The sequence below is a fragment of the Yersinia intermedia genome, assembly GCF_900635455.1.
In the GTDB taxonomy this organism is placed as follows: Bacteria; Pseudomonadota; Gammaproteobacteria; order Enterobacterales; family Enterobacteriaceae; genus Yersinia; species Yersinia intermedia.
Genome location: NZ_LR134116.1, coordinates 2,202,345 through 2,224,306, shown reverse-complemented (window position 1 = coordinate 2,224,306; position 21,962 = coordinate 2,202,345). Strand labels below are relative to the sequence as shown.

Below are 21,962 nucleotides of genomic sequence, written 5' to 3'. Positions count from 1 at the left end.
GATAAGGCTTAAGGCACGTCGTACCCCAATGCGGCACGGCGAATGCGGAACCACTGCTGGCGTGTCATCGTTAAGGAGAGCGATGCCCATGCGGTTTTAACCCGTTCTATCTTGCCAGAACCAATAATCGGTAACGGTGCCGACGGCAAACGTAGAACCCAGGCATAAACCACTTGTTCAATGCTTGCAGCACCCATTTCATCGGCTACCGCCTGCAACTCATCACGTAACACCTGGAACTCTGGATCACTGAACAACCTACCGCCCCCAAGACAAGACCACGCCATAGGTTTGATGCGCAGTTTTTGGCAGGCATCGAGCGTACCATCAACAATAGCTGGCTGGTGCAGCGGCGAAATTTCTACCTGATTCGTGACCAGCGAGAACGGCAGACGCGATTGAAGTAAACTGAATTGCGCGGAGGTAAAGTTTGAAACACCGAAGTATTTTACTTTGCCACTTTGGTGCAGTTGAGTGAAGGCTTCTGCCACCTCATCGGCATCCATCAACGGATCTGGGCGGTGAATCAGCAACAAATCAAGATAGTCAGTATGCAAATGGGCCAATGATTGCTCAGCACTGGTAATGATATGTGAACTATCGGTGATGTAGTGCCCCAACGCATGTTCTGGTTTAGCCGTGGTGGCAATACCACATTTGCTCACCAACTCCAGTTGGTCACGCAAGGACGGTTTAAGGCGCAATGCTTGCCCGAACGCCTGTTCACACTGATAACCGCCATAAATGTCAGCATGATCTGCCGTGGTAATACCCAATTCAATATGCTGTTCGATAAAGACCAACAATTGTTCAGGCGACATGCCCCATTCCATCAGCCGCCAATAACCGCAAATCATACGTGAAAATTCAGGTCCAAGCGGAGCCAGTTGGCTACGTGTATCCATTATTAGCTACCTCATCTGTTTATCTGCCTATAAGCATACACAACCGACGGCAAGGTTAAATCCTCCCTGAACCATCAATTAAAGGCCAAACGGGGGCTTAGCGCTAAAATAGCCAGAAATGTCAAAGTTTGAGACAAGGTTGCGGTGAATTAGAACAAGGATGGTTGTTCCGGTAATGGCTCATCCGGTTGTTTATTGCCACGCTGCAAACGCAGTAGCCGTTGGCGACATAAACGCAGTACATCCCGTTTTTGCGGATCACTCATTTTCATCCAATTAAAGCGCTCATCCCTGCTACGCAGGCAGCCACGACAAAAGCCACGGTCATCTGTTTGGCAGATACCACGGCACGGGCTAGGAATGTCGAAAAACTCAAGTTGCTGAGACACTGTGCCTCCTGCGGCTGATACTTTAATTGAAGACTGCTTCACCACGGCTGGCAAGCTCAATTTGTTTACTGTTGTAAAAATCCTCCGTCAACGCTGGCCGCGGCCATTAACGGCTAAGGTTATCTTAAGTTTCATTCGATACCATTCAGGTAATTAGTGAACCGTAGGATTCCATTTTCACAATGAATGTTCGACATAAGTTACAGTGTAACGGACTGAGCTTTATTCTGGCCAGCGCACTCTTTTTCACCTTGGCACATAACGCATTATTTATTGCAAAAGCCTGGTCGCTGATCCATTTTGACAGCAGTGACAGCTATCTCTTCGCCGCAACAATTCCGGTGGTGATCTTCTGTGCACTGAACATCATATTTAGTCTGTTAGCAGTGCCTTTACTGCATAAGCCCATCATTATTTTCTTTCTATTGGGCAGCGCAGCAGCAAACTATTTTATGTTCAGTTATGGTGCCGTCATTGACGCCAACATGATGCAAAATGCCTTTGAAACCAACTCGCAGGAGGCCACCGCTCTCTTTACTCCCCGTATGGCGCTTTGGCTGCTGGTAGCGGGTATCATTCCTGCCATTGTGGTCTGCTTTGTCCGTATTCGGGTCACCCGCCCATGGTGGTATATGTTGGGGCTACGTGCAGCAAATATTTTGGTATCTGCCGTTGTTATTCTGTTGGTCGCCACACTATTTTATAAAGATTACGCATCGTTGATTCGGAATAACAAAAGTATCGTTAAAATGTTAACCCCATCAAACTTTGTCAGTGGCAGTTTTCAATTCGCCAAACACAAATATTTTACCAGTAATATGCCACTGGTCACCCTTGGTGAAGATGCCCATAAAGGCCCATTAATTAGCGGACAACCAAAGAAAACGCTGGTCATTTTGGTGGTAGGTGAAACCGCCCGCGCAGAAAATTTCTCTTTGGGTGGCTATGGGCGAGAAACCAATCCGCGCCTGAAAAAACAAGATGTTACCTATTTCAGTAAAGCATCATCTTGCGGAACTGAAACTGCGGTTTCAGTGCCATGTATGTTTTCGAATATGGCACGCGAAAATTATGATGCTACCCTTGCCAGCCACCAAGAGGGCTTAATGGATATTCTTGCCCATGCGGGTTTGAATGTTTTATGGCGCGAAAATGATGGTGGTTGTAAAGGTGCCTGCGATCGTATTCCACATCAGGATGTTACCCAACTGCAACTCACCACTGATTGTGAGAACGGGGTCTGCTTAGATAACGCATTACTGTATAAGTTAGATAATTATATCAATGGGCTACAAGGTAACGGCGTTATCGTCTTACACCAAATGGGCAGTCACGGACCGGCTTATTATCGCCGTTCAACGCCAGAGATACGTAAATTTTCTCCTACCTGTAATAGCAACCAAATTCAGGATTGCAGCCCGCAGGAATTGGTCAATACCTACGATAACTCTATTCTTTATACCGATGCGATGCTGGATAACACCATTAAGTTGTTGCAACAACACAGTAATAACTTTAACACCGCGCTGGTCTATCTCTCTGACCACGGTGAGTCATTAGGCGAAAATGGTATGTATTTGCATGGTACCCCTTATATGTTCGCCCCCAGCCAGCAGACACATATACCATTCTTAATGTGGTTATCTCCTGAATATACAAAAAGCTTTAGCATTGACCGTCAGTGTTTATCTGCCAGTGCACAACATGATGAAATATCGCAAGATAATCTTTTCCATACCTTATTAGGCATGATGAATGTTCAAACCACTGAATATCAGTCAGCGCTAGATTTACTACAGAAATGCCGAAACCAGGGCGAAAGAATCAGTCAAAAAAGTCCGTAAAGAGTTGATACCTGAAAGTGACCTTGATGCCAGCGATCCCCTCCGCTGGCATTTTTTTCTTGACCTAGACCGATTGGTCTATTACGCTCTTCGACATGAACAAAATACAGCACGCGCACATAGACACTCGTGAACATCTGTTAGCAACCGGTGAGAACCTTAGCCTGCGTCTTGGCTTTAATGGTATGGGTCTCAGCCTGTTACTGACCACGGCGGGCATACCTAAAGGTTCGTTTTATCACTATTTCCGTTCGAAGGAAGTTTTTGGTGAGGCGATGCTACAGCGTTACTTTGATAGTTACGACGCTGAAATGGAAAGCCTGCTAACCCATTCGCAAGGTGATATGCGCCATCATCTGCTGCACTATTTTGCTCAAGCTATTGCTAACTATTGTGGCAGTGAATGCCACAATGCTTGTCTGGCGGTTAAACTCTCAGCAGAGGTAAGTGACTTATCCGAACCCATGCGACATGCGTTGGATATTGGCACAGCCCGTGTGATTGGTCGTTTGCAAGATGCCATTGAAGCCGGTATTGCCGAAGGCTCACTGCGCATTACGCTCTCACCGGCGGCAACGGCTGAAACACTGTATGCCTTGTGGCTCGGTGCTTCACTGCGGGCGAAGGTGAAACGATCGGTTGCTCCGCTGACCTGTGCGCTAGAAAGTATCGAACTGATTCTACAACCAGCCCAATAATCCAATGATTCTGAATCTAACACTTTCGTTTGTCAGAATTTACCCAGCCGCTAGTCGACTGGTCTATTAATATAGGATGCACCATGAAGACTGCTAAACTGTTCTCCCCTTTGAAAGTTGGCGCGCTCACTTTGCCGAACCGTGTATTTATGGCTCCGTTGACTCGCTTGCGCAGCATTGAACCGGGTGATATACCAACCCCTCTGATGGCTGAATATTATCGTCAACGGGCCAGCGCGGGTTTGATTGTTACCGAAGCCACCCAGATTTCTTTCCAGGCGAAAGGCTATGCGGGTGCACCAGGGTTACACACTCAGGAACAGTTAAACGCATGGAAAAAAATCACGCAGGCGGTGCATGACGAAGGTGGACATATTGCCGTGCAGTTATGGCATGTTGGCCGTATCTCACACAACACGTTACAACCGGGCCAGCAAGCCCCTGTGGCACCTTCGGCCATTGCCGCAGATACCCGCACCACGGTACGCGATGAAACAGGAGCCTGGGTCCGCGTTCCCTGCTCCACCCCGCGCGCGCTAGAAACAGAAGAGATCCCTGGCATCATTAATGATTTCCGCCAGGCAACGGCTAATGCTCGCGAGGCTGGCTTTGACTATATTGAACTGCATGCAGCCCACGGCTACCTGTTGCATCAATTTATGTCTCCGGCATCCAACCAACGTACCGACCAATACGGTGGCAGCATTGAAAACCGTACCCGTCTAACGCTGGAAGTGGTTGATGCCACGGTAGCCGAATGGGGCGCTGAACATATTGGTATCCGTATCTCACCATTGGGGCCATTCAATGGCTTGGATAATGGTGAAGATCAGGAAGAGGCGGCGCTGTATCTAATTGACGAGCTAAACAAACGTCATATTGCTTATCTGCACATCTCTGAGCCAGACTGGGCCGGCGGTAAACCTTATTCTGACGCATTCCGTGATGCCGTCCGCGCTCGCTTCCAAGGCGTTATTGTGGGTGCTGGTGCATACACCGCTGAAAAAGCAGAAGACTTGATAGAAAAAGGATTTATCGATGCAGTTGCCTTTGGCCGTAGCTATATTTCTAACCCAGACCTGGTGGCCCGCCTGCAACAACAGGCACCGTTGAATGAGCCAGATGGCGATACTTTCTATGGCGGTGGTGCGAAGGGTTATACCGACTACCCTACCCTGTAATTTGTCCGTAAATTAAATCATTAAATAACAGCCAGTTAGATTAACACTCTGACTGGCTGTTTTGTTTTTTGGCTGCACGTGGGATAACGCGAGAAAACGGCGCAATCGTATCCGGTACGGATGATTGTCCACAAGAGTGCTAACGGGAGAATGCACTAAATAGATCTTCACATCATAGCCAAATATCAGAAGAGTGAAGGTAGTGAGCAGGATGATATTACTATATGATTATGAATCAGTTTTGATTTATAATGATTTTAAAACTTTAAACTGTTGATTACAAAGAGGTATTATGAAACGCTTACTCCATACCATGATCCGCGTTGGTGACCTGCAACGTTCTATCGATTTTTACACTAAGGTATTAGGGATGCGTTTACTGCGTACCAGCGAAAATACGGAGTATAAATACTCGCTGGCTTTTGTCGGTTATAGCGATGAAAGTGAAGGTTCAGTGATTGAGCTGACCTATAACTGGGATGTAAATAGTTACGATATGGGGACTGCATTTGGTCATCTGGCGCTCGGCGTGGATGATGTCGCCGCTACCTGCGACCAAATTCGTCAGGCGGGTGGTAATGTCACCCGTGAAGCTGGCCCGGTAAAAGGCGGTAATACCATTATTGCTTTTGTCGAAGATCCCGACGGCTATAAAATCGAGTTAATCGAGAATAAGAGCGCCGGACACGGCCTTGGCAACTGATTAGCATCAAGGCACCTAAGGTGCCTTTTTTCTCATCGCGATATCCCCCCTGCATCCCGCGCTAAAATTTGACATAATGCGCGCTGAATTCGATGAAGATAAGAAACTGATGGTAGATAAAAGTGACCTTAACGCCCTAAGTGGCCGTTTTCGTGGGTATTACCCCGTTGTAATTGATGTGGAAACCGCCGGTTTTAATGCGCAAACTGATGCATTATTAGAAATTGCTGCGGTAACCTTGCAGATGAACAAGGATGGTTGGTTACTGCCGGATGAAACGCTGCATTTCCATGTAGAGCCGTTTGAAGGCGCCAATCTGCAACCAGAAGCACTGGCATTTAATGGCATTGACCCAACCAACCCTTTGCGTGGTGCAGTGAGTGAGCATGATGCTTTACACGCCATTTTTAAAGCCGTACGTAAAGGGCTAAAAGATCAAGGCTGTAACCGGGCCATCATCGTGGCACACAACGCCAACTTTGATCACAGCTTCGTGATGGCTGCGGCTGAACGCGCCAGTTTGAAGCGTAACCCGTTCCACCCCTTTGCGACCTTTGATACTGCGGCGCTCAGTGGGTTGGTGTTGGGGCAAACCGTTCTGGCAAAAGCCTGTCTGACGGCAGGTATTCCGTTTGATAGCAGCCAGGCGCATTCCGCATTGTATGACACCATGCAAACGGCAAAATTATTCTGTGAACTGGTTAATCGCTGGAAGAAACTGGGTGGCTGGCCGATACCGGCTGGGGAATCCGAATAGCGCAGTGTTCATGAGCTAAGATTGTTCATGAGATAAAAGGCGACAATTTTACTTTCAAAAAAGGTGGCCCAAAGGCCACCTTTTTATTTTTCACTGAAAACATCCATGCCCTATTCTGCGGCAGGTTTTTCTTCTGATGAACGGTATTTGTCAGCGGTCTCTTTCAATAACTGCTGTAGTTCGCCACGCTGGTACATTTCCATCAGAATGTCACAACCGCCTACCAGTTCACCATCAACCCACAGTTGTGGGAAGGTTGGCCAGTTAGCATATTTTGGCAGTTCCGCACGGATATCCGGGTTTTGCAGGATATCAACATAAGCAAAGCGTTCACCACAGGCAGACAGCGCCTGCACAGCCTGAGCGGAGAAACCGCAGTTTGGCAGCTTAGGTGAACCCTTCATATAAAGCAGGATTGGGTTTTCTGCTATCTGGCGCTGAATTTTATCAATCGTCGTCATTTCTTGCTTCCTCAAGCCCTATAGTGGCTACAACAATTACGCCTACTGGAATAGGCCCTTATTGCTCAATTTAATTATTACATCCGGCCTATTGTAGCGACTGTCACTACTGGAATAAAACGCCATCTTTTGCAGGGGCTTTACTCTATGGCCGAATGGTTATATTGTCAGCTACAAATATATGCATTTAGAATAACATTTTTGATCCCACTAATTCACTATTATCTTCTTTATGGGGCTCTTAAGAATACTTGCTGTTATGACTACAGTAATTAGCATGGCAAGTCAGTTACATGTGAATGGCACATCAGTAGATACCCGATTTGGCTCGTATTTATGCTAATCTGCGCAGGGAGTGAGAGTAACGCCCCCAGCAAATTCAAGTACGAAGGACATAACTCGTTGACGTATGGTTGATTTAAGGCCATTAGACGTGTGAAAAAACGGCAATTACTCATTCATTAATGTTTTCTCACAATATCGATTAAAATCATGTCGCTCTGCGCTTTTTTATATCGTGAGTTTCGGCAATACTGTGACTCTTCATATTCATCTTAGGGCAAGGTTGGTAGCGTTATTATGCGTTTAATATTTACGCTGTTTGTGCTGCTGTTTACCCAGCTATTTTTAAATTTGGCGCATGCGTCACCGCAGGCTCACGTCTCGGCTGAGCAGAAGAAAGGACAGGTCAGCCAGGCCAGCCCGGATGATCGTAAAAAGCGTAAAGCCGATAAAAGCAGCAAAAAAGTAAAAGTCGCCAACACTAAAACCACCTCGGGCAAAGTGACAACGGCTAAAACAGCGGCCAGCAACGATAAAAAGAAAATTGCTGCCAACGCCACTAAAACGATGAAGAAAAAAGCACAAGAAGTCAGTAAAACCACGACAAAAAAAACCAATATTAAAACCGCAGCCAATAAAAAAGTGACCACAGTTAAAAAAACAGAAAAAGTCGCTTACGGCCGGCACAGAAATAAAACCCAAGGCAAAGCCGCTAGCGAATTAGTCGCTAATAGTAAAATTAAGCTCAGTCCGGCACATAAAAAACGCTATCAACATGCCAAGCAGACCGCGATGAGCAAACTAATGAAACAAGTTGGTAAACCTTATCGCTGGGGTGGCACCTCTCCTAATACCGGTTTTGATTGCAGCGGGCTTATCTATTACGCCTATAAAGACGTGATCAGAATAAAGATGCCACGCACGGCTAACGAGATGTATCACCTGCGTGACGCCGCCCCCGTAAAACGTGCTGAGTTGGAAAGCGGTGATTTAGTATTCTTCAATATTGCTAACCGTGGTGTCGCCGATCATGTGGGCGTCTATTTGGGTAATGGCAAGTTTATTCAGTCCCCGCGTACCGGCGAAGAAATTCGTATCAGCATGCTGGACAATGACTATTGGCAAGATCATTACGTTGGCGCACGCCGCGTGGTCACACCAAAAACCATCCGCTAAGACTTCAGTTTGCGCCCGGTAGCACCACCGGGTGCCTATAGCACAATAAGCCCCTTCACGTGTTAAACCCGTTGTATGACTTTCACGCTATCGCTCATCAAACAGTGAGGTTATCTCTGTCATTCCTGATGAAAGTTGTTAAGATTAATACCCACAACAAAAATACAACAATTAAGCTTTAACCGCTCTTCGCCACATAGCTGCCAACGGCAATTGATGTGATTTGAGGAGCAAACACCCTGAGCAACCCCGAAAGGAGAGAGCTATGTCTTTTGAATTACCGGCATTACCTTATGCGCAAAATGCGCTAGAACCCCACATTTCAGCTGAAACACTGGAATACCATTACGGTAAGCATCACAACACCTATGTGGTTAACCTCAATAATCTGATTAAAGGCACGGAGTTTGCGGGTAAGACGTTGGAAGAGATTGTAAAAACCTCTAATGGTGGGGTATTTAACAATGCGGCCCAAGTCTGGAACCACACCTTCTACTGGCATTGCCTGTCACCTAATGGTGGTGGCGAACCTACGGGTAAGGTTGCCGATGCTATTAATCAGTCATTTGGTTCTTTTGCTGAATTTAAAGCACAGTTTACTGATGCGGCAGTAAAAAACTTTGGCGCTGGCTGGACCTGGCTGGTTAAAAAAGCAGATGGCACGCTGGCGATTGTCAGTACATCTAATGCAGCAACACCACTGACCACCACTGATAAACCGGTGTTAACTGTCGATGTGTGGGAACATGCTTACTACATTGATTACCGCAATGCGCGACCAAAATACCTGGAGAACTTCTGGGCACTGGTTAACTGGTCTTTCGTTGAGAAAAATTTAGCCTGATACGGCGACAACAGACCGGCGCATTACTCGTAACAATAATTAAGGGCGGGTTTACCCGCCCTACTTATCACTTCACACCGGCAAGCGGCTCAATTAATTCATTACTGCCACGAAGCTAAAGACAATAATCATCGCCAGCGCACCAACAGTCGTAATCAGCGACATTTTCAGATTGGTATCCATAAAAACTCCTTAGCCGGTTAGTTTGTAGTAAGATAAAGGCACATAGTTAGTGTGTTAAATTATTTTCCCACAGTTCAGAAAAAAAATCTTGTGCTCATTACGCACTTTATAACTTTGATTACCCCTTTCACTTTTCCTCCAGATCAGACAAAATTCGCAGTTCATAACTGCATACCGACTAATAACGTCCAATAAATACTTTCAGACAACCCGCTGATTCAACTTCCCAGCCTAATATCGTGTTTGTGTCTGAGTGGTTTTCGAGTATTGCAGGCAAACGATTAACATAATACTTACCCTACTGTAACCGGTAAGCTTAGGAGTCATTCTTTTTATGGCAACGATTAAAGATGTGGCCAAACACGCGGGTGTGTCCACCACCACCGTTTCGCACGTTATCAACAAAACTCGTTTCGTCGCCGAAAACACGAAGGCTGCCGTGTGGGCTGCCATTAAAGAACTGCATTATTCGCCCAGCGCTGTGGCTCGCAGTTTGAAAGTCAATCACACCAAATCAATTGGTTTGCTGGCAACATCCAGTGAAGCACCTTATTTTGCTGAAGTGATTGAAGCCGTCGAAAACAGTTGTTACAGCAAGGGTTACACCCTGATTTTATGTAATTCTCATAATAATCTGGACAAACAAAAAGCCTATCTGGCGATGTTGGCGCAAAAACGTGTCGATGGGCTGCTGGTGATGTGTTCAGAATATCCTGAACAACTGCTAGGGATGTTAGAGGATTATCGTAATATCCCAATGGTCGTTATGGATTGGGGTACGGCTCGTGGCGATTTTACTGACTCTATTATTGATAACGCCTTTGAAGGTGGCTATTTAGCGGGCCGTTACCTGATTGAGCGCGGTCACCGTGACATTGGTGCTATCCCTGGTCAGTTAGCCCGTAATACCGGTGGTGGTCGCCATCAGGGCTTCCTGAAAGCGTTGGAAGAGGCCAATATCACACTGCGTGATGAATGGGTGGTGCAAGGGGATTTCGAGCCTGAATCCGGGTATAAAGCAATGCATCAAATTCTGACACAAAAGCATCGCCCAACAGCGGTATTCTGTGGCGGCGATATTATGGCCATGGGTGCAATATGTGCTGCTGATGAGTTGGGCCTACGGGTACCACAAGATATTTCGGTGATCGGCTATGATAATGTGCGTAATGCTCGCTATTTCTCGCCAGCACTGACCACGATTCACCAGCCAAAAGAGCGTTTGGGTGAAACCGCCTTTGCCATGTTACTTGATCGTATTGTCAGCAAACGTGAAGATCCGCAGACCATTGAGGTACATCCTAAACTGGTTGAGCGCCGCTCCGTTGCCGATGGCCCGTTCCGCGACTACCGCCGTTAATGCTCTTTCGCCGGTAGCATGCAACGCTACCGGTGCTAAGTTCGCGCAATCACCTCTTGCTCATTGAATGATAATTCACCGTCATCTTTCAGCCACTCAGCATTCAGCGTGACACTGTCACCCAAATACTCGAGTAGCCAGGCCAATGCGGGCGAGTGGTTGTTCTGCTGCCACGCCAAACAACATGGGCTATCGGGCAGCGGTTCTACCAACGTCAATGCCGCTAACTTCCCTTGTTCAATCAACGGCGACACCATGTGCGCTGGTACCATTCCAATGCATAACCCCGCACACAGGCAGTCGATTCCCGTTGCCCAGTCTGGAGCCACCAATCGCTGCTGGTTAGCTAAAGTCCAGGTGTCACGCTTAGGTAGGTTGCGGGCGGTATCCTCCAGACAGAGTGAGGGATAAGGCCGTAACTGATTATCACTAAGTGGCCCAGTTAACCGGGCTAAAGGGTGATCGATGCTCACCACACAATGCCAACTTAAAAAACCCATATCGCGAAAAACAAATCGCCCACCGACGGGGATCGCGCGGGTAGCACCTATGGCCATTTCCGCCTGCCCCTCCACCAGCGCATCCCACACACCGTTGAAGACTTCATAGCGTACCCGCAGCTCAATATCAGGAAAATGTCGATAAAAATCCAACACTAAGCGGCGACTACGCTGTGGCTTAACAATTTTATCTATCACTATATTTAACTGCCCACGCCAACCATTCGCCACTTGTTGGCATTGGCGGCGTGTGTTATTCATTTTTTTGATAACATCGCGAGCATCTTTAATAAAAACCACACCCGCTTCGGTTAATTCCACATCGCGATGACGCCGTTCAAACAGCGGGACGGCCAGCCACTCTTCCAACTGACGCACCGTGTAACTAATCGCAGACGGCACGCGGTGCAATTCTTGCGCAGCAGCACTGAAACTCCCGGTACGGGCTACTGCGTCCACCACATCCAGTGAATATTCAGACCACATTGTTTTTCACCTTTTCCATCACAAATTTGCTATCAAAATTTTTAACAGCATGGCGCAAATATTAGCGTTTCACAACCGAATTTCTCATCGATAGAATGCCCACCGCAATTAATTTTCAGTAACAGAAGTTTTGCCTGCAAAAATTATAATTTAGCCAACGTCATTGGCGCGGCAACTAGCACCTCTGCGGTTCCAAGGACGAAGGATATAAAGAGAAATAAAGAATGAAAACGTCGTCTGGTTTTATGTTCTATCTGGCCGGTCTGAGTATGTTGGGTTATCTGGCCACCGACATGTATCTGCCCGCTTTTGGCGCAATGCAACAAGAGCTACAAGCATCTGCCGGCGCTATCAGCGCCAGTTTAAGTATCTTCCTCGCGGGGTTCGCAATCGCTCAGCTTATCTGGGGACCTGTATCGGATAAGTTAGGCCGCAAACCGGTTCTGCTAGCTGGTTTGGGATTATTTGCCCTCGGCTGTCTGGGGGTTTTGTGGGTTGAAAATGCGACACAATTACTCATCCTGCGCTTCATTCAGGCAGTGGGGGTGTGTTCTGCTGCCGTGAGTTGGCAGGCGTTAGTGGTAGATCGGTATCGCGACGGCAAGGCCAATCGGGTGTTCGCTACCATTATGCCGTTAGTGGCGCTCTCTCCTGCATTAGCCCCGCTGCTGGGAGCCTGGTTATTAAACCACTTCAGTTGGCGTGCAATTTTTGTCGTATTACTGGCCGTTACACTGCTGCTGCTGATCCCGACGGCACGATTGAGCGAACGCAAAAAAACTGCTCAGGATAATGCGACACGAATTAGCACCAAAATCAGTTTCTGGCAGTTGCTTAAGTCGGCAACATTCAGTGGCAACGTGATGATGTTTGCTGCCTGTAGTGCCGGTTTCTTTGCCTGGTTAACCGGTTCACCTTTTATTCTCGGTGATATGGGTTATAGCCCGAATGTCATCGGATTAAGTTATGTCCCCCAGACCCTGGCCTTCCTGTTAGGCGGGTTTGGTTGCCGCAGTGCTCTTGCCCGGATCAAGGGCAACACCTTGCTGCCGTGGCTGTTGGCAGGCTATGCGGTCAGCATGATTGCACTTTATCTGATAGCAACGTTAACCACGCCGACCCTACTGACCTTACTTATTCCATTCTGCATAATGGCGCTGGTTAATGGTGCCTGCTACCCTATTATCGTAGCGAATGCATTAATGCCCTTTCCAGCGAACACAGGTAAAGCAGCCGCGCTGCAAAATACCCTTCAGCTTGGGTTGTGTTTTGTTGCCAGTATGGTGGTCTCGGCCTATATCAGCCAGCCATTGCTGGCAACAGTGACCGTGATGCTATCAACAGTGGTTCTGGCATTTTTAGGTTATGGCATTCATTGCTACGCATTGCGAAAAGAAAAAAATCATACTAATCCGGTAACCAAAGTCATCGGCATTACAGCAAAGCCGCAAGCGGATGAGACGTGATGTGCTTAGATAAGTAAGTAATTCGGGCGATAAACCGGTCGCAAACCGATTTGAAGGCGGCTTGTGGCGGCCTCAACGAGGCGAGGCCCAAGGATGAGCCGAATAACAAGCGCCGCTAACACAGCGGTAGCGCCATAGGTGAAGTGAATTAATTCCCAATGGAAATAGTCACTAAGGAACACGCGAGCCGGGGACGATTTATTATTGAGAAAGCGCCCCGGCAAGCCTATACTCGATTTAACCAGATACAATACCATTAAAAAAAAGCATTAACTTAAGTACCTTCTGGGCGCGTGGATTGCGTCACATTTACTCTTAAGGATGAGTTGCCCTAAACCAATTTTTATTAGGGTTTCTTCTTAATCTTCCTCTGTCCGTTACGGATATTAGACACCAAGGTCACGACAACCTTATTGGTATGAATCTGCATGTATCGCGGGTCATAAGTCAGAAGAAAGTGATGGAGAAGCTATGAGTTCATCCTGTATAGAAGACCAGAGTATTCAAGAAACCCCGTGGTTTCGCATTATACAAGAAATGCTGAACCGGGCTGATATTGAAATTAATGGCCCTCGCCCTTTCGACATTAGAGTTAATAACCCTGATTTTTTTAAGCGGGTATTGCAAGAAGGATCTTTGGCATTAGGTGAGAGTTACATGGACGGTTGGTGGGAATGTGACCGCTTGGATATCTTTTTCCAACGGGTTCTCAGAGCTGGACTGGAGCATCAACTTCCACACCATTTCAAAGATACTTTACGTATTGCTGCCGCGCGCATTATTAATTTGCAATCGAAGAAAAGAGCCTGGATTGTCGGTAAAGAACATTACGATTTGGGTAATGATCTGTTTAGCCTAATGCTTGATTCAAATATGCAATACTCTTGCGCTTACTGGAAAGATGCCACGACCCTTGAGCAAGCGCAGGAAAATAAACTGCGGATGATCTGCGAAAAGCTGCAATTGGCTCCGGGCATGACGTTACTAGACATCGGTTGTGGTTGGGGGGGCCTCGCCGCTTATGCCGCCAGGCATTACGGGGTTGCCGTTTCCGGTGTTACCATTTCGGCTGAGCAACAAAAACTGGCACAAAAACGCGGTGAAGGTTTGGACGTCACTATTTTGTTGCAAGACTACCGTGATCTGAACGAACAATTCGATCGGATTGTTTCTGTCGGTATGTTCGAGCATGTCGGGCCAAAGAACTATCACACCTATTTTGATGTCGTAAACCGCAATTTGAAGCCAGATGGCCTGTTCTTACTGCACACCATCGGCGCTAATCGTACCGATCTGAGTATTGATCCGTGGATTAATAAATATATCTTCCCCAATGGCTGCCTGCCGTCAGTAAAACATATTGCTAACGCCAGTGAGCCTTATTTTATCATGGAAGATTGGCATAATTTTGGCGCTGATTATGATCGCACCCTGATGGCGTGGTATGAACGTTTTCAAGCCGCGTGGCCAAGCCTGGCGGAGAATTACTCGTCACGATTTGAGCGGATGTTTAGTTATTATCTCAATGCCTGTGCGGGGGCATTCCGCGCCAGAGATATCCAACTGTGGCAAGTGTTATTCAGCCCGAACGGAGTGGATGGTGGGATTCGCGTACCGCGTTAAAAGTGAAAATAGGACAGGTATATTGACTCCCCTGTCCTATTCTTAATCACTTTATCTCGGTTAAGACCACGTTTATCCGTGAGTGACCTTATCAACTACCGGCGTAGCATGTACCATCTCCCGCTGCGCCAATACCCGCTCGACTGTGTCCACTACCGCCTGAGTTTGTGGATCTATTTCGATATTTACCCGATGCCCCAAACGCTTTTTACCTAATGTGGTACGCGACAGTGTTTCGGGTATCAGATGCACACAGAAACGGTTCCCGACGACCTCACCAATGGTTAGGCTGATACCATCAATGCCAATAAAGCCTTTGTGTAATACATATTTCATTAAATCAAAGCTGGGCATACGAAACCAGATCTGACGATTATTTTCTGATGTGTATATTTTGACAATTTCAGCAGTACAAATAATATGGCCAGACATGAGATGCCCACCAATTTCATCGCTGAATTTAGCCGCACGTTCCAAATTAACGGTATCACCAACCTTGATATCGCCCAAATTGGTAATGCGCAGTGTTTCCTTCATTAGATCAAAGCTAACCCGATTACCCTCAACGGCGGTGACTGTCAGACAGCAACCATTGTGAGCAACAGAAGCACCTAAGGCTAATTCAGGCAGCATCTCCGTTGGCATTTCTACTACATGTGTACGGAAATTTGATTTTTCCTCGATGGCAACCACCGGCGCGGTGCCTTGAACAATACCGGTAAACATACGCCATGCCTCTTATCAGTTATCTATAAAAAGAAAGATTCTCTGCCTTGATTTTGCCTCAGAAGATAAGGAAAACCAAACCACTTAGACTAAAAAAACAGATAAGCGGTATTTAGCTGATAATTAGCGACAAAGATTGCTTAAGCGCGATGAGCAGGTACAATCCTTTATAGTTTTTCCGCTATTTTATTTATCGCCCATTGCGCGATAAACAGTCGTTATTGAAATCATAACTAGGTTATACCCAAGTTACTTCGAGATACAGCTAGGCGGCAACCGCGTGAACCTCCAGGAGCTTAGATAACTAAGTGACGGGAGTGAGCAAGGGCAGCCAACACCCCTGTATATTGAAGGGCGACGGGTAGAGAAAGGTGCATACGTGCAGAAGTACATCGTCGAAGCGCGTAGCTTATTGGCTCTCGCTATTCCCGTCGTCATCGCGCAATTGTCTCAAACTGCCATGGGTGTAGTTGACACTATTATGGCGGGTTCTGTCAGTGCAACGGATATGGCCGCAGTAGCGGTGGGGACGTCTATCTGGTTACCGGCTATTTTATTTGGCCATGGTTTGTTGTTGGCACTTACCCCAACAGTTGCACAGCTCAACGGTTCCGGGCGGCGCAATCAGATTGCCCATCAAGTCAGGCAAGGTTTTTGGCTGGCTTTATGCGTTTCCCTGCTAATTATGTTTGTTCTATATAATAGCGACCACGTTATTAAGCAAATGCATAATATTGACCCAGTGCTAGCAGATAAAGCCGTTGGTTTCCTGCATGCCATTATGTGGGGTGCACCGGGCTATCTGTTCTTCCAGGTACTGCGTAATCAATGCGAGGGATTATCCAAAACCAAACCGGGGATGGTTATCGGCTTTATTGGTTTGCTCGTTAATATTCCGGTTAACTATATTTTCATCTACGGTAAATTCGGTGCTCCGGCATTAGGTGGCGTAGGTTGCGGGGTGGCTACAGGCACGGTCTATTGGGTGATGTTCCTGATGATGCGCTGGTATGTCACGCGTGCGCGTTCACAACAGGATATCAAACTGGAAAAAGGGTTCGCTGCACCAGACTGGCAAGTAATGAAACGCCTGGGTGGCCTTGGTCTGCCAGTCGCTTTGGCGCTGTTTTTTGAAGTAACGTTGTTCGCGGTTGTCGCCTTACTGGTTTCCCCTTTGGGCATTGTCGCTGTAGCCGGGCACCAAATTGCGCTCAACTTTAGTTCACTAATGTTTATGTTGCCTATGTCGCTAAGTGTCGCGGCCACCATTCGTGTTGGCTTCCGTCTTGGTCAAGGCTCGGTTGACCAAGCGAGGGTCGCCGCCTATACCAGTATTGCCGTGGGTTTAATGCTGGCTTGTGTTACTGCGGTATTCACCGTTATTTTCCGCGAGCATATTGCTTTGCTGTACAACAAAACACCGGCAGTAGTGATGATGGCCTCCCACTTGATGTTGCTGGCCGCTATTTACCAGCTCTCTGATGCGATTCAAGTAATCGGTAGCGGTGTGTTACGGGGTTATAAAGATACACGTTCGATCTTCTTTATTACCTTTACTGCCTATTGGATACTGGGGCTACCCAGTGGTTACTTGCTGGGGCTAACCGATTATATCGTGCCCGCCATGGGGCCAAGTGGGTTCTGGATTGGGTTCGTTATTGGCTTAACCTCTGCGGCGATTTTAATGGCGCTACGCATCCGCTGGTTACAAAAACAGCCTGCGACATTTATCTTGGGCAAAGCCGCACATTAGTACTGGCAATCTCTGGCGTGACCGGCAGAAATCATATTAGCAAGTCACGCCAGCGTAAAAACACCAAGGTGGAGAAAAAAACAGCGCAATGGGCAAAAGCGCAGCAATTACGTGAGTTTGCGGTGAATATTGTGTTTTTCTCCTTGCCAGCAGACGGGCAGCTCGTTAATATTCGTCCCCGCTGTCAGCATTGATGGTGAGTAATAAAAAAGATGCGTCCGTAGCTCAGTTGGTTAGAGCACCACCTTGACATGGTGGGGGTCGATGGTTCGAGTCCATTCGGACGCACCAAATTTATTACACCGATGTAGTGGTTAAAGACGTTGTGAGTTCAGTAGCCAAAGTAGTAAGAGTTGCAATCGGTCGTCCTGTAACTTCAAGTAAGTAGGGTAATGTGCGTCCGTAGCTCAGTTGGTTAGAGCACCACCTTGACATGGTGGGGGTCGATGGTTCGAGTCCATTCGGACGCACCACTCTGGTCACAGATTTATCATCTTTAGATGCGTTCTTAGCTCAGTTGGTTAGAGCACCACCTTGACATGGTGGGGGTCGATGGTTCGAGTCCATTAGAACGCACCACTCCGCTTCACTCTGTGTTTTCTTAATCTTCCCAATACTTGTTTACGCCCCCCTATTCCAGCTAATTCTCTGCAAGAGATGACCCCAATAATACAATAGAGCTCAACGAATCCTTCGATGTCTTCTGCTTGTTTATCAGCCCTGGATTGGCTAAAAATGTTAAAAATCACACCAGTTGCGCAACAAACTAAGAAATATTCGCAATACTTGCGCGACTAATTCCCCCTTTTTATAAAAAACGGCAATGAGTTTCTGTTTTCTATTTCATTTCCCGTTACTTACCGCTTATAATACGAACCGTCGTTTCAGTTGAATGGTTTCAGCATCTTGATCTGCCGATACGCTAAAAAAATACAACTCACATTTACGCCATCGTATACCGATCATGCGTTTAGCCTCGTGCTAAAGTTTTCCGCTCAACTTCCGCAACTGTCATCTATCCTTAGTAATGTTTTGCTTCTTTGTAACGTTTCGCTACACCAGACACTAATCAGATCCCACTCCGTTGATCTCATTAACGGAACTTTCGTTTTTAATCCATCACAACTTGTAGAAAAATCCTCATGAACATGAACGACAAAAAGACTAAAATTGTTTGTACTATCGGTCCCAAAACCGAATCTGAAGAAATGCTGACAAAACTGCTTGATGCCGGCATGAACGTTATGCGTTTGAACTTCTCTCACGGCGACTATGTAGAACATGGTCAACGTATCAAGAACATTCGTGCTGTAATGGCAAAAACCGGCCACAAGGCTGGCATCTTGTTGGACACTAAAGGCCCAGAAATCCGCACCATGAAACTGGAAGGCGGCAAAGATGCAGCCCTGGTTGCTGGTCAGACTTTCACCTTTACCACGGATCAAAGTGTTATCGGTAACGACAAGATCGTTGCTGTGACTTACCCAGGCTTCGCTGCTGACCTGAAAATTGGTAACACCGTTCTGGTTGACGATGGTCTGATCGGTATGGAAGTGACTGAAGTCACTGAAAGCGCCGTAGTCTGTAAAGTGCTGAACAACGGTGATTTGGGTGAAAACAAAGGCGTTAACCTGCCAGGCGTTTCTATCCAGTTACCCGCACTGGCTGAAAAAGATAAAGCTGACCTGATCTTTGGTTGTGAGCAAGGCGTGGACTTCGTTGCTGCCTCCTTTATCCGTAAACGTTCAGACGTGCTGGAAATTCGCGAACACCTGAAAGCGCACGGTGGCGAACATATCCAAATCATTTCTAAAATCGAAAACCAGGAAGGTCTGAATAACTTCGACGAAATCCTGGAAGCCTCCGACGGTATCATGGTTGCCCGTGGTGACCTGGGTGTTGAGATCCCGGTTGAAGAAGTTATCTTCGCGCAGAAGATGATGATTGAGAAATGTAACCGCGCTCGCAAAGTTGTTATCACTGCAACGCAGATGCTCGATTCAATGATCAAAAACCCACGCCCTACTCGTGCAGAAGCTGGCGACGTTGCTAACGCCATTCTGGACGGTACAGACGCCGTGATGCTGTCTGGTGAAAGCGCCAAGGGTAAGTACCCATTAGAGTCTGTCACCATCATGGCGACCATCTGTGAGCGTACAGACCGCATTATGCCTAGCCGCATTGATACGCTGAATGATAATCGTAAAATGCGTATCACCGAAGCCGTTTGCCGTGGCGCGGTAGAAACAGCAGAAAAACTGGAAGCAAAACTGATTATCGTTGCCACTGGCGGCGGTAAATCAGCAAAATCAGTGCGTAAATACTTCCCTACTGCCACCATTCTGGCATTGACCACCAACGAAACCACCGCCCGTCAATTAATCCTGACCAAAGGTGTTGTCACTCAACTGGTTGATAAAATCGCTTCCACTGATGATTTCTACCGCATCGGTAAAGAAGCCGCTCTGGCCAGTGGCTTGGCACTGAAAGGCGAAGTTGTAGTTATGGTTTCTGGTGCTCTGGTAGCAAGTGGCACCACCAATACTGCTTCGGTACACGTGTTATAACCCCAACACGTCCTCTCGGATGATAATTAAAAACGCCGCTTTCAATAGCGGCGTTTTCTTTTTTAAACCGTCCAAATAATCTTTCTGAAAAATCTGCTTTATCACAACGGCGTTAAAGCCATTTTTTCAAATAGGACTTATCCCATAGAATCCGGCTGTTTTGCCTCGTTTTTTTAACTTTTTTTTAAAACAAGGTGCTTCTTTGAGCGAACGATCAAAATAAACCCCTCTAACACTAAAAATTTATTCTCTTTCGAAAAAACTTTGTGTAATACTTGTAACGCTACATGGAGATTAACTTAATCTAGAGGGTGTTAATAATGAATCGTACTAAACTTGTACTGGGCGCGGTAATTCTGGCTTCAACTATGCTGGCTGGTTGTTCAAGCAATGCTAAAATCGACCAACTGTCTTCTGACGTTCAGACTCTGAACGCTAAAGTTGACCAACTGAGCAACGACGTGAACGCAATCCGTTCTGACGTTCAAGCAGCTAAAGACGATGCAGCACGTGCTAACCAACGTCTGGACAACCAAGCTCACGCTTACAAGAAGTAATATTACTTCCTGAAAATGAAAAATGGCGCACATTGTGCGCCATTTTTTTTACCCCGCCAAAATGCATTCCTGACGTTACCCTCCTTGATAGCTACCTTCCTTTGCTACTCACTCACTCTGTCATCTTGCGGTTGAGGCTACAGGCTTTGCCACGACGGATACATTGCCATGGCAAAGGTGTATCTAATACTTAATTAGCGGCAGAGTAGACCGGACCTGGCTGAACCAGCTTAGATGCGGCTTCGTTAGCCGGTTGCTGCCCTTCAGTCTGTGGTTGCGCCTGTTGCTCGCCCTGAGGCGCTACAGCGGCCGGAGCCTCCACAGGTGCTGTCTCACCTACCGTTACGATGACAGGCATGCCAGCGCGGCGTACAATCGCATCCTGGACCACTTGTGCATCAGTCTGGCTGTCGCTCATAAATTTCTGTAGGCCGCTGCTGATCGCAATTGGCATCGTTTGCGGGTCATCACTGTCCACGCGGGACAACGGCTGATGAACCTCAACATAACGTTTACCATCAGGTTCTACGGAATATTTAACCGGTTCGTTGACTATCTGTACGCGAGTACCTTTAGGTACTGAGCTGAACAGTGCCTTGATATCATCAGGACGTAAACGGATACACCCGGAGCTAACACGCATGCCGATACCAAAGTTGGCATTAGTACCGTGGATCAAATACTCACCGCCACCGGCTGACAAGCGCATAGCAAACAGGCCCATTGGGTTTTCCGGCCCAGCTGGAACGACTGATGGCAAGGTAACGCCTTGTGCCAGGTAGTGCTTGCGGATGTTTGCAGTCGGTGTCCAGGTTGGATTCGGGATCTTCTGACTAACAGATGTCGTCATAGTAGGGGTATTACGCCCTAACTGGCCGATACCGATAGGATACACGATGACTTTGCTCTGGCCTTTAGGGTAGTAATAAAGACGCAGCTCAGCCAGGTTGATGACGATGCCTTCACGTGGGGTATCAGGCAGCAGCATCTGGGTTGGGATGGTTAACACTGAACCCGGTAATGGCAGATACGGGTCAGCACCTGGGTTGGCTTCAAGCATCCCCAGCAAGCCGATTTTATAATCAGCAGCAATAGCCTCAAGCGGACGGCCATCATTTGGAACGGTATAGGTAGTATTTTCACCAATCAGACGGCTATTGGCTGGCGGTAGAGGATACTCGGTCGCATTGGCAGCGGTAATACTTCCCGCCATACAAGTTGCGAATAACATACCAATCAAGGTTAATGCACGTTTCATGCTTAGTTCCTACATCACTTCTTCAAATTCGGTTTACACGGCTATACCCAATAGATTCCAAGTTGCAGGAAGGCGGCAAACAAATGAATCCCGCGAGCTTACGCAAGTAAGTGATTCGGGGGAATGAGAGCAGCCAACACACCAGCAGTTTGAAAGATGACGGGTATATCTACGTTAATTCTAGCAGCCAATTATAAGGCCACCATATAGTAACAGCCCTTATTATAAAGGCAATTTATATCT

The 21,962-nt window shown here is 47.1% G+C and carries 21 protein-coding genes and 3 tRNA genes; 17 read left to right on the top strand and 7 right to left on the bottom strand.

All coding sequences use genetic code 11. The annotated features are described in order from the left end of the window. Positions 1-8: 8 nt before the first annotated feature. A complete protein-coding gene (locus EL015_RS10150; protein WP_005184472.1) occupies positions 9-905 on the bottom strand; it encodes an aldo/keto reductase in 897 nt (298 codons plus the stop codon). 149 nt (positions 906-1,054) lie between these two features. Next, positions 1,055-1,294, bottom strand: coding sequence for a DUF1289 domain-containing protein (locus EL015_RS10145; protein WP_005184473.1), 240 nt, complete (start codon positions 1,292-1,294; stop codon positions 1,055-1,057). A 182-nt stretch (positions 1,295-1,476) separates the two neighbouring features. Here EL015_RS10145 and eptA point away from each other — a divergent pair, with 182 nt between their 5' ends. From eptA to rnt, 5 genes are all read left to right on the top strand, one after another. Then, positions 1,477-3,138 carry a phosphoethanolamine transferase EptA gene (gene eptA / locus EL015_RS10140; protein ID WP_005184475.1) on the top strand — a complete coding sequence of 554 codons (1,662 nt, stop codon included), beginning with the start codon at positions 1,477-1,479 and terminating at the stop codon, positions 3,136-3,138. A gap of 95 nt (positions 3,139-3,233) precedes the next feature. Beyond that, positions 3,234-3,836, top strand: a complete 603-nt coding sequence (locus EL015_RS10135; RefSeq protein ID WP_005184476.1) for a TetR/AcrR family transcriptional regulator — start codon at positions 3,234-3,236, stop codon at positions 3,834-3,836. Positions 3,837-3,919: 83 nt separating this feature from the next. Then, positions 3,920-5,017 (top strand): alkene reductase, encoded by a 1,098-nt coding sequence (gene nemA, locus EL015_RS10130; RefSeq protein WP_005184477.1) that lies wholly within the window; start codon positions 3,920-3,922, stop codon positions 5,015-5,017. A 292-nt stretch (positions 5,018-5,309) separates the two neighbouring features. Continuing rightward, a complete protein-coding gene (gloA, locus tag EL015_RS10125; RefSeq protein WP_005184478.1) occupies positions 5,310-5,720 on the top strand; it encodes a lactoylglutathione lyase in 411 nt (136 codons plus the stop codon). Between the two features lie 109 nt (positions 5,721-5,829). Continuing rightward, positions 5,830-6,477, top strand: coding sequence for a ribonuclease T (rnt, locus tag EL015_RS10120; RefSeq protein ID WP_072088709.1), 648 nt, complete (start codon positions 5,830-5,832; stop codon positions 6,475-6,477). Positions 6,478-6,587: 110 nt separating this feature from the next. Here rnt and EL015_RS10115 read toward each other — a convergent pair whose 3' ends face one another. Next, positions 6,588-6,938: a Grx4 family monothiol glutaredoxin gene (locus EL015_RS10115; protein WP_005184480.1), complete on the bottom strand. Its 351-nt coding sequence runs from the start codon at positions 6,936-6,938 to the stop codon at positions 6,588-6,590. A 579-nt stretch (positions 6,939-7,517) separates the two neighbouring features. Between EL015_RS10115 and EL015_RS10110 the strand changes: the two genes are divergently transcribed. Both EL015_RS10110 and sodB read left to right on the top strand, forming a co-directional pair. Further along, entirely contained in the window at positions 7,518-8,396 is an 879-nt protein-coding gene (locus tag EL015_RS10110; protein WP_050073373.1) for a C40 family peptidase, read from the top strand. Between the two features lie 265 nt (positions 8,397-8,661). Continuing rightward, the gene (gene sodB, locus EL015_RS10105; RefSeq protein ID WP_005184483.1) at positions 8,662-9,240 is read left to right on the top strand and encodes a superoxide dismutase [Fe]; all 579 of its coding nucleotides are present in this window, start codon (positions 8,662-8,664) and stop codon (positions 9,238-9,240) included. 93 nt (positions 9,241-9,333) lie between these two features. Here sodB and cydH read toward each other — a convergent pair whose 3' ends face one another. After that, positions 9,334-9,423: a cytochrome bd-I oxidase subunit CydH gene (gene cydH, locus EL015_RS10100; RefSeq protein WP_019079325.1), complete on the bottom strand. Its 90-nt coding sequence runs from the start codon at positions 9,421-9,423 to the stop codon at positions 9,334-9,336. A 334-nt stretch (positions 9,424-9,757) separates the two neighbouring features. Between cydH and purR the strand changes: the two genes are divergently transcribed. Further along, a complete protein-coding gene (gene purR / locus EL015_RS10095) occupies positions 9,758-10,783 on the top strand; it encodes an HTH-type transcriptional repressor PurR (RefSeq protein WP_005184484.1) in 1,026 nt (341 codons plus the stop codon). 35 nt (positions 10,784-10,818) lie between these two features. On the opposite strand, the gene punR is transcribed toward purR, so the two are convergent. Then, a complete protein-coding gene (punR, locus tag EL015_RS10090; RefSeq protein ID WP_005184485.1) occupies positions 10,819-11,769 on the bottom strand; it encodes a DNA-binding transcriptional activator PunR in 951 nt (316 codons plus the stop codon). 224 nt (positions 11,770-11,993) lie between these two features. Between punR and punC the strand changes: the two genes are divergently transcribed. After that, positions 11,994-13,235, top strand: a complete 1,242-nt coding sequence (gene punC / locus EL015_RS10085) for a purine nucleoside transporter PunC (RefSeq protein WP_005184486.1) — start codon at positions 11,994-11,996, stop codon at positions 13,233-13,235. Between the two features lie 471 nt (positions 13,236-13,706). After that, positions 13,707-14,858, top strand: a complete 1,152-nt coding sequence (gene cfa, locus EL015_RS10080) for a cyclopropane fatty acyl phospholipid synthase (RefSeq protein WP_005184487.1) — start codon at positions 13,707-13,709, stop codon at positions 14,856-14,858. A 72-nt stretch (positions 14,859-14,930) separates the two neighbouring features. On the opposite strand, the gene EL015_RS10075 is transcribed toward cfa, so the two are convergent. Beyond that, the gene (locus EL015_RS10075) at positions 14,931-15,584 is read right to left on the bottom strand and encodes a riboflavin synthase (RefSeq protein ID WP_005184489.1); all 654 of its coding nucleotides are present in this window, start codon (positions 15,582-15,584) and stop codon (positions 14,931-14,933) included. A 379-nt stretch (positions 15,585-15,963) separates the two neighbouring features. On the opposite strand from EL015_RS10075, the gene EL015_RS10070 reads away from it, so the two are divergent. The 7 genes from EL015_RS10070 to EL015_RS10045 all read left to right on the top strand — a co-directional run bounded on the left by EL015_RS10070 (position 15,964) and on the right by EL015_RS10045 (position 20,461). Further along, positions 15,964-17,337, top strand: coding sequence for an MATE family efflux transporter (locus EL015_RS10070; RefSeq protein ID WP_005184490.1), 1,374 nt, complete (start codon positions 15,964-15,966; stop codon positions 17,335-17,337). A 17-nt stretch (positions 17,338-17,354) separates the two neighbouring features. After that, positions 17,355-17,531 (top strand): hypothetical protein, encoded by a 177-nt coding sequence (locus EL015_RS21705; protein ID WP_005184491.1) that lies wholly within the window; start codon positions 17,355-17,357, stop codon positions 17,529-17,531. 20 nt (positions 17,532-17,551) lie between these two features. Further along, positions 17,552-17,628, top strand: a tRNA-Val gene (locus EL015_RS10065). A 105-nt stretch (positions 17,629-17,733) separates the two neighbouring features. Beyond that, positions 17,734-17,810: transfer RNA gene (locus tag EL015_RS10060), tRNA-Val, on the top strand. Positions 17,811-17,839: 29 nt separating this feature from the next. Further along, positions 17,840-17,916: transfer RNA gene (locus EL015_RS10055), tRNA-Val, on the top strand. Between the two features lie 569 nt (positions 17,917-18,485). Continuing rightward, positions 18,486-19,904: a pyruvate kinase PykF gene (pykF, locus tag EL015_RS10050; protein ID WP_032905889.1), complete on the top strand. Its 1,419-nt coding sequence runs from the start codon at positions 18,486-18,488 to the stop codon at positions 19,902-19,904. A gap of 320 nt (positions 19,905-20,224) precedes the next feature. After that, a complete protein-coding gene (locus tag EL015_RS10045) occupies positions 20,225-20,461 on the top strand; it encodes a major outer membrane lipoprotein (RefSeq protein ID WP_005165631.1) in 237 nt (78 codons plus the stop codon). Between the two features lie 190 nt (positions 20,462-20,651). Here EL015_RS10045 and EL015_RS10040 read toward each other — a convergent pair whose 3' ends face one another. After that, positions 20,652-21,719: a L,D-transpeptidase family protein gene (locus EL015_RS10040; protein WP_005182775.1), complete on the bottom strand. Its 1,068-nt coding sequence runs from the start codon at positions 21,717-21,719 to the stop codon at positions 20,652-20,654. Between the last annotated feature and the right edge of the window lie 243 nt (positions 21,720-21,962).